We start from the raw sequence: 8,111 nt of genomic DNA, 5'->3' as shown, positions 1-8,111 counted from the left end.
TGGCTGATAAAGCACTGGCCGCTTATAAAGAGCTTCCAGAAGCAGAGCGGAGAAATACCTTGATTTTTTGCGACAATTACGGACAGGCAGGAGCATTGAATTATTACAACCGGAAAAAAATGCCGCCTGCTTTTTCTTTTAATACCGATTACATTTTCTGGTTGCCCCGTCAGAAAAGAATCTTGAATGTGCTTCTGGTTGGGAAAATGCCATCCGATGAGGTGACCCGTATGTTTAATTCTGTACAATTGACAGGTAAAGTTGATAATGAGTTTTCCAGGGAAAAAGGTACCGGTATTTATTTGCTCAAAGATGCGGATGTCAATTTTACCGCATGGTTTTATGCTGAAGCCGGCAGGCGGATAAAGTCGTTTGATATTTTTTAGATAATCCTGAAGTAATAACTTGCTGATCAATTGACTCAGCAAGTTTGCCATCATTACAGAATTATCCATTATCCAGAGGTTAAAGATTATGGGCAAAAACATGACTTTGGGGAGAATTATTAAAACAGCCATTAAGATAGTTGTCGGCTTTCTGATTTCATTTATCTGTCTGGTATTGATTTATTTACTCATGTCTCTTTTGCTTTCCCTGATTGAAGTTAAAGAAGAACCTGATGCTGACCGGAAAGTGGAAATTTATATCCAAACCAACGGGGTGCATACGGATTTTGTATTGCCTGTGAAATATGATACCATTGATTGGTCAAGGAAAATCCTTTTTGAAAATACACCAGGCAAAGATTCCTCAATGCGATTTGTCTCCTTTGGCTGGGGCGACAGGGATTTTTATCTGAATACCCCAACCTGGGCTGATTTGAAATTTTCAACTGCATTCAACGCCTCGTTCGGATTGACCAAATCTGCTATACATATTACCTTTTACAAATCAATTAAGGAATCAAAAAGTTGTATCCGGTTAAAAATTAGCGAAAATCAATATGTCCGGCTTAAAAACTACCTGGAAAGCTATTTCATTGAGGACAGCAGCGGGAACTATATCAACATTAAGTTCAACCCTTCTTACTATGGCAGCGATGACTCTTTTTATGAAGCAAAAGGCAGCTATTCTTTGCTCTTTACCTGCAATACCTGGGCCAACCGTGGACTGAAAGTCTGCGGGCAAAAAGCCTGCCTATGGACGCCTTTTGACAAAGGGATTTTTTATCAGTATCGCAACAGCTGGAATAAGGAAGATATTATTTCCTGGGCTAAAGATTTGGGAGAAAAGTTAAATTAAGATAACTTTATATAGGTACTGGGAATACGTCGGGATGATGAATAGTCTTTTTCTCTTCAAAATGAATTTCAAATTCATCATTCTTAGTATCTTTATCCGTTAATTGTGAAGTATAAATTTTTAACGGTAAAATATATTTAGATGAAGAATTTCAGTTTTTTGATCTTGTTTTTGTTCCTGACTTGTGGCCTTTTTGCTCAGACCAAGCCGGTAGGACAGCCATCTCCGGCTATCAAATGGCTTACGCTGGGCGAAGCCCAGAAATTATGCAAGGATAATCCCAAAACCATTTTGGTTGATGTCTATACCGATTGGTGTGTCTGGTGCAAGAAAATGTTGGCCGGCACGTTTTCAGATCCTTTTATTGTCAATTATATCAATGCCAATTTTTATCCTGTACGGTTTAATGCAGAAAGTCATGATTCGATCAGGTATCAGGATACGCTTTACAAATCAACCCAGATCGGGGCAAGGGCTCCACATCAGCTGGCAATCAAATTGCTCAATGGACGCCTTTCATACCCGACTATAGTTTATATTGATAAAGAGGGGAGAAGGTCTCCTGTGGCCGGTTATTATGATTCGCAGCACATCATGCCCATCCTGGTGTATTTTGCCGAAGATATTAACCGAAGTACAGCTTATCCTGATTTTGAAAAAAATTTCAGAGCAACTTTCCCTCTTGATTCTGCCGGGTATAAGAAACCAAAAAACCTGGTGAAGTGGTACTCGCTTGAAGAAGCAATTAAAATGAACCAGCTTCATCCCCGGAAAATTATGATTAACTGGTATGCCAACTGGAGTATTTCAAGCATGTTGATGTATGCCAGCACGTTCAATGATCCTGCAATTGCTAATTTTATCAACAAAAATTATTATCCTGTACGGATTGATGCAACCACCAAGGATACCTTGAATGTTTTCGGACAGAAATTTGTCAATGAAAACAAACAACATCCTTTTCATCAATTGGCTGTGGCCATGCTTGAGGGCAAAATGACCTTCCCTGCCACATTATTCCTGGACGAAAATAACAAGCTGATTGACCGTATGCAGGTTTATCTGACGCCCGAAAACCTTAAGCCTATTTTAAATTATTACGGAGGAAATATTTACAAAACCACCAAATGGGCTGATTATCTGAAAACATACAGATCCCAGGTGTCCCAAACTGAGGCTCCTAAAGAGGATTTGAATTAACTTTTTTGCCGGTATTTTGTTTATAAGAATACTAAATTTTTTAATTAACTAAAATAAAATATTAAGAAGATGAACAGCATCAAAGGTACTGAAACAGAGAAGAATCTGTTGAAAGCTTTTGCCGGTGAGTCGCAGGCAAAAAATCGTTATACTTTCTTTGCCAAACAAGCACGCAAGGAAGGTTTTGAACAAATTGCCAATATTTTTATGGAAACTGCCTTGAATGAAGAGCAGCATGCCAAGACTTTCTTCAAGTTCCTTGAGGGAGGTGCTGTTGAAATTACTGCAGCTTATCCTGCCGGTAAGATTGGTCTTACCACGGAAAACCTTCTTGCTTCTGCTGAAGGCGAGCAAGAAGAATGGTCGGAATTGTATGTGACATTTGCCGACGTGGCCAAAAAAGAAGGGTTTAGCGAAATAGCTGCCAAATTCAGGTTGGTTGCAACAGTTGAAAAATTGCACGAAGAACGTTACAGGAAACTTCTGAAGAATCTTGAAGAAGGTGAAGTTTTTAAGAAAGTTGGAAAAAATCGCTGGATGTGCCTGAAATGCGGTTATGTTTTTGAAGGCGAAAAAGCTCCGGATGTATGTCCGCTTTGTGGACATCCCCAGGCTTATTTCGAAATCAAAGCCGAAAATTATTAGTGTATATTTTAACACTTAATTGAACCTGCCTGATTGGATTGCTTATTTTAGTAATAATTTGTCAGGCAGGTTTTTTTATCCGGGTATATGCCCGTTTCCTTCCCTTTTAGTGCTTTCCTTTCTTAAAAATTAAAATTCTTTGCGATGAAAATCCTGAATATTATTGGAGCCCGTCCGCAGATCATTAAAGCATCGGCCATAAGCCGTGCCATTACTACCCATTTCCCGGACAAAATAGAAGATATTGTTGTCCATACCGGTCAGCATTACGACTACAACATGTCGCAGGTATTTTTTGAAGAACTGAATATTCCCAAGCCTTGTTTCAATCTTGGGGTGGGTTCGGCTTCGCATGGAAAGCAGACTGCCGACATGATTGTTGGTTTGGAGAATCTGATGGTTGACCTCAAACCCCATTGCCTGCTGGTTTATGGTGATACCAATTCAACCCTTGCTGCCTCCATTGCCGGGTCGAAGCTTCATGTCCCTATTGTGCACATCGAAGCCGGGCTTCGTTCTTTCAACAAAAGCATGCCCGAGGAAATAAACCGCATCATGTGCGACCATTCTTCTACTTTGTTGTTCGCGCCTACCGGTACGGCCGTCCAAAATCTTCAACATGAAGGATTTGTACTGGAAGATAAACCTCCCTATTCAATTGACAAGCCCGGGGTTTTTCACTGCGGGGATATTATGTACGACAACAGCCTTCATTTTGCCGAGGTTGCTGAACTGGAAAATAATTTCCTGGGGAAAAATAAGCTTACGAAAAATCATTACGTCCTGCTTACTGTTCACCGCGACAACAACACCGATATCCCTTCACGGTTAAATGCTATTTTTGAAACCATCTTTAACCTTTCATTTGACAATCACCTTGATTTTATTGTCCCTCTTCATCCCCGCACGGCAAAACTGCTGAAGACAAACCTGAAGCCACAGCTCTATTCTGCACTGATGGAAAATAAGAGGATTAAAATAATTCCACCTGCTTCATACCTCGAAATTATTGAGTTGGAAAAGAATGCCTTATTGGTCATGACCGATTCAGGCGGAGTGCAGAAGGAGGCTTTCTTCTTTAAGAAGCCCTGCATCATTCTTCGCCCCGAAACGGAATGGAAAGAATTGGTTGCCTGTGGCGCTGCCCTGATTGCTGATGCTTCGGAAGAAAAAATTAATCAGGCCTTTAATCATTTCATGAACCACAATCATCTTGAATATCCTCCCTTCTTTGGTGATGGAAAGGCTGCCGAATTTATCTGCAAAACCATGTTAAATTGTTTTATGGAATAAACTTTAGGCTAAATTGATTGGTTTTTTCGTTTATTTTGCAAAAAAAATCGTTTATGAGTAAAAGATCATTTTATCTTATTATAGGACTCTTTTTTTTGGCAGCCTGCCAGAGATACTCCGACAAATTTGATATTGAGGGGCATTTATACAAGGGACAGGGAAGAAAAGTTTACCTGCAGGAACTGACGGTGGACAACGATGGCCCCATCGATTCGATGGTTATTGACCGCCAGGGGAATTTTAAGTTCAAGGGGCAGATTGAAATGCCTAAATTTTTCACCCTGCGTGTTTCTCCCAACAATTTTATTACTTTACTGATAGATAAAGGCGATAATATCTTTATCACCGGCCAATATAAAGACCTGCCAAAGACTTATCATATTAGTGGATCAACCGGTTCAATGCTTATGCACGATCTGACATTCAGACTGAATAAAAGCCTGGCCAGTATTGATTCACTCAATGCCATTTACCTGCGTTACCGCGACAGCACCAAAATAGATTCCCTAAGGGATGCTCTTGACAAATCTTTTGATAAAATTGCCGATAGTCAAAGAAAATATACTTTTGATTTTATAACCGGAAATATTCAGTCGCTTTCCTGTATCATGGCTTTATATCAACAGTTTAATCCCCGCACTTTTGTGGTTCGCCCGGAGATTGATTATAAATATTTCTTTAAAGTTGATTCCTCTCTTACCCAGAACTATTCAAACTCTCCCTATGTGGAAAATTTTCATAGTTATGTAGAGAGTTTGAAGGAAAAGTTAAAGGTTAAAGGAGCCAGGCGGGCACAGTTGGGATCTTTTGCCCCGGATATTACTCTTAACAACCAGTATGGTTCGCCGGTTACCTTGTCGGGCTATCAGGAAAAATATGTTTTATTGGTTTTTTGGGCTTCATGGTGCCCACCCTGCAGGCTGGAAAATAAAAATCTGGTCATTTTAAACCATAAATACCGTTCTGCTGGCTTTGTGATTTTCCAGGTTTCTCTGGATAAGTCAAGGGATGCGTGGATTAAGGCTATTCGTGAGGATCGTATGTACTGGACGCAGGTCAGCGATTTAAAGGAATGGAATTCGTCGGTCGTCCCTCTCTATGGGCTTGAACGGATTCCTACCTGTTATCTTCTTGACCCCAACAGCCGGATTATCGCTGTCAATTTGCGCGGGCCGGCATTGGAAAAGAAGCTCAAAGAAATTTACGGTTATTAATTCTTTAACGTCTTTTATTTTGGAGGAACAAAAAAAAATATATTTTGCTTCAGACCTGCACCTGGGCCTTTATCCCTATCAACAAAGCCGGGAACGCGAAAAGCTGTTCGTCTCCTGGCTTGATCAGGTGAAAAAAGATGCTGCCGGGATTTATCTTTTAGGTGACATGTTCGATTATTGGTACGAATATAAAAAAGTAGTACCCCGTGGTTTTACCCGTTTTTTGGGGAAAATATGCGAAATTACCGATAGCGGCATACCTGTGCATTATTTTACCGGAAACCATGATGTCTGGATATTCGATTATCTGTCTTCTGAAACCGGCGTGATTGTCCATCACGAACCTGTTGTAAAAGTGTTTGACGGCAAGAAGTTTTTTATCGGCCATGGCGACGGGCTTGGCTCCGGGGATTACAGTTACAAACTCCTTAAAGCCATTTTTACGTCAAAATTTTTACAGTTTTGTTTTTCCAGGATTCATCCCAATCTTACTGTTGCATTTGGGCAGGCATGGTCGCGTAAAAGCAGGTATTCGAAAGGAATTTCCGAAGTGTTTAAGGGTGAGGAACGCGAGCAGTTGGTGAAATTTGCTAAAGAAAAACTTCAGAATGAGCATTTCGATTATTTCGTCTTCGGCCACAGGCATCTGCTGCTTGATATCAAATTAAACGAAACCAGCAGGTACATCAATGTGGGTGATTGGATTTTTAATTTCAGCTATGCTGTCTGGGATGGGAAAACGATGCAATTAAAAAAATACAAAAAATAAAGGGTTTTACAGTTTTGCTGCAAAACCCTTTATCTCAATGCTTTTTGATAATTATTCTATAACAACCACCAGATATTTTGAGGTACTCCAGAATTCATTTGCATCCAAAATAATGAGTTTATCAACTTTACCGTTACTGCTTTCGAACCTGTAGGAAGATGAGGGATGAGACGTAAGAAGATGGGCTTTTTTCCCGTAAAGGGCTATGGAAGAAGTTTTTGTAATGTCAATTTTGGTAAAATAGGATTTGTTAAAATTATCCAACAGCTTTTCGCTTTTACCCATGCCTAAGAATCCTCCTTCCTTTGCAATGATGCGGTTGGCAATTAGTTCTTTTTTGGTACCATAGGCATAGTAAGCTGTATTCAAGGCTGTGGTCTTCTGGCCTATTACTTCTTCCTTGTTTTTATTTGCAGCTTGCAAGGAATCAACATTGGAGGTAAGAGTCCCGACCTGAAAGTTTAACTTGGCCAGTTGTTCCTTAAGCTCGTTGATTTCTTTATCCTTTTCTTCAATTTGCTTGGTCAGGTTTGCAATCATCTTCTGAAAATGACTGATTCTCATGTGGGAACTTTTCATCAGGCGATTGAGGTGGGCAATCTTTTCCTTGTTTTTTAACATCAACTCATCAATCAACTGGATATCATTGTTGATTTTGTCTTTCTGAGATGAGGCCATCTCATTGGCATTCCCTGTTGCACTGACGGTAATGATTTTTTCTTTCTGTTTGATGCTGTCCAGATTGGTCTGAATATCATTAAACGATTCGAAGAAACTGTTTACTGTCGAATCCCGCTTCGTTACCTGCATCTGCAGGCTGTCATTCTTGGCTTTTAATTCTGCTTTTTCCCTGTCTTTGCAGGAAAATAACAGTGGAATAAGAATTGCTATTAATAAGATCTTTTTCATGTGCTTAATTTTTAATGAAGCATTTTAAAATATACTTAAAATTATGAATTGTTTATGAATTTCTACTCCTGTTTTGCTGTTAAAAAAAATTAAATTCTTGGATGTCCTCTTTGGTCTGGCGGTTTCTTTAAAAAAATTTTCAGGTTGTTTAACCCCTAAACAGGGTATTTGTTTAAAAATACTTTTAAATTATTAGCAGATTGATGAAGTTTTTTATATACTCTATTCAACGCAACAAATTTAATTTTATTTTTGTCATTTATTATTTTACGTTTATTATAAAAGCTTATGGTTCAAGAAGACGTTTTAAAGAAGATAATTTCACATGCCAAAGAATATGGCTATATATTCCCTTCAAGTGAGATTTATGACGGATTGAGTGCCGTTTACGATTATGGTCAATATGGTGTTGAACTGAAGAACAACATAAAAAAATACTGGTGGGATTCCATGGTGTTGTTGCATGACAATATTGTAGGAATTGATTCTGCAATATTCATGCACCCTGAAATCTGGAAAGCTTCGGGACATGTCAGTGCCTTCAACGATCCTCTTATTGACAACAAGGACTCCAAAAAACGTTACCGTGCCGATGTCCTGATCGAAGAACACATGGCTAAGCTTGAGTCAAAGATTGACAAGGAAGTGGAAAAGGCGGCTAAGCGTTTTGGCGATACTTTCGATAAAGAAAAATTCCTGGCTACCAGTCCTAAAGTCTTAGCGGTGCGTGAAGAAATTGATAAACTGGAAGCCCGCTATACCAAGGCTCTTAATGATGATGATCTGGCAGAACTGAAGCAAATCATTGTTGACTGCGAAATTGTTGATCCTGTTTCCGG

General features: G+C 39.4%; 9 protein-coding genes. 8 read left to right on the top strand and 1 reads right to left on the bottom strand.

Going from position 1 to position 8,111, the window contains the following annotated elements; all coding sequences use genetic code 11:
• The 7 genes from Q8907_09625 to Q8907_09595 all read left to right on the top strand — a co-directional run.
• The coding region (locus Q8907_09625; protein ID MDP4274524.1) for a hypothetical protein at positions 1–386 on the top strand (386 nt) is incomplete at its 5' end.
• 88 nt (positions 387–474) lie between these two features.
• Entirely contained in the window at positions 475–1,242 is a 768-nt protein-coding gene (locus Q8907_09620; GenBank protein MDP4274523.1) for a TIGR02117 family protein, read from the top strand.
• Positions 1,243–1,383: 141 nt separating this feature from the next.
• Positions 1,384–2,442 (top strand): DUF255 domain-containing protein, encoded by a 1,059-nt coding sequence (locus Q8907_09615; GenBank protein MDP4274522.1) that lies wholly within the window; start codon positions 1,384–1,386, stop codon positions 2,440–2,442.
• 69 nt (positions 2,443–2,511) lie between these two features.
• Positions 2,512–3,087, top strand: a complete 576-nt coding sequence (locus Q8907_09610; protein MDP4274521.1) for a rubrerythrin family protein — start codon at positions 2,512–2,514, stop codon at positions 3,085–3,087.
• A gap of 144 nt (positions 3,088–3,231) precedes the next feature.
• Positions 3,232–4,380, top strand: a complete 1,149-nt coding sequence (gene wecB, locus Q8907_09605) for a UDP-N-acetylglucosamine 2-epimerase (non-hydrolyzing) (protein ID MDP4274520.1) — start codon at positions 3,232–3,234, stop codon at positions 4,378–4,380.
• A 53-nt stretch (positions 4,381–4,433) separates the two neighbouring features.
• Complete coding sequence (locus tag Q8907_09600) at positions 4,434–5,594, top strand: TlpA disulfide reductase family protein (protein ID MDP4274519.1); 1,161 nt, start codon at positions 4,434–4,436, stop codon at positions 5,592–5,594.
• Positions 5,595–5,613: 19 nt separating this feature from the next.
• Positions 5,614–6,363: a UDP-2,3-diacylglucosamine diphosphatase gene (locus Q8907_09595; protein MDP4274518.1), complete on the top strand. Its 750-nt coding sequence runs from the start codon at positions 5,614–5,616 to the stop codon at positions 6,361–6,363.
• Between the two features lie 51 nt (positions 6,364–6,414).
• Here the strand turns inward: Q8907_09595 and Q8907_09590 are convergent, their stop codons facing one another.
• Positions 6,415–7,272, bottom strand: coding sequence for a hypothetical protein (locus tag Q8907_09590; protein MDP4274517.1), 858 nt, complete (start codon positions 7,270–7,272; stop codon positions 6,415–6,417).
• Positions 7,273–7,560: 288 nt separating this feature from the next.
• On the opposite strand from Q8907_09590, the gene Q8907_09585 reads away from it, so the two are divergent.
• Positions 7,561–8,111: glycine--tRNA ligase (locus tag Q8907_09585; protein ID MDP4274516.1), on the top strand; the 551-nt coding region annotated here is incomplete at its 3' end.

This window comes from Bacteroidota bacterium (assembly GCA_030706565.1).
Taxonomy (GTDB): domain Bacteria; phylum Bacteroidota; class Bacteroidia; order Bacteroidales; family JAUZOH01; genus JAUZOH01.
The sequence above is the reverse complement of the archived record's forward strand: the minus strand, read 5'-3'. Positions and strand labels throughout refer to the sequence as shown.

Excerpts from the sequence above, each read along its gene's own strand:
- Q8907_09620 (MDP4274523.1), top strand. The coding sequence starts at position 475 with ATGGGCAAAAACATGACTTTGGGGAGAATTATTAAAACAGCCATTAAG.
- Q8907_09615 (MDP4274522.1), top strand. The coding sequence starts at position 1,384 with ATGAAGAATTTCAGTTTTTTGATCTTGTTTTTGTTCCTGACTTGTGGC.
- Q8907_09610 (MDP4274521.1), top strand. The coding sequence starts at position 2,512 with ATGAACAGCATCAAAGGTACTGAAACAGAGAAGAATCTGTTGAAAGCT.
- wecB (MDP4274520.1), top strand. The coding sequence starts at position 3,232 with ATGAAAATCCTGAATATTATTGGAGCCCGTCCGCAGATCATTAAAGCA.
- Q8907_09600 (MDP4274519.1), top strand. The coding sequence starts at position 4,434 with ATGAGTAAAAGATCATTTTATCTTATTATAGGACTCTTTTTTTTGGCA.
- Q8907_09590 (MDP4274517.1), bottom strand. The coding sequence starts at position 7,272 with ATGAAAAAGATCTTATTAATAGCAATTCTTATTCCACTGTTATTTTCC.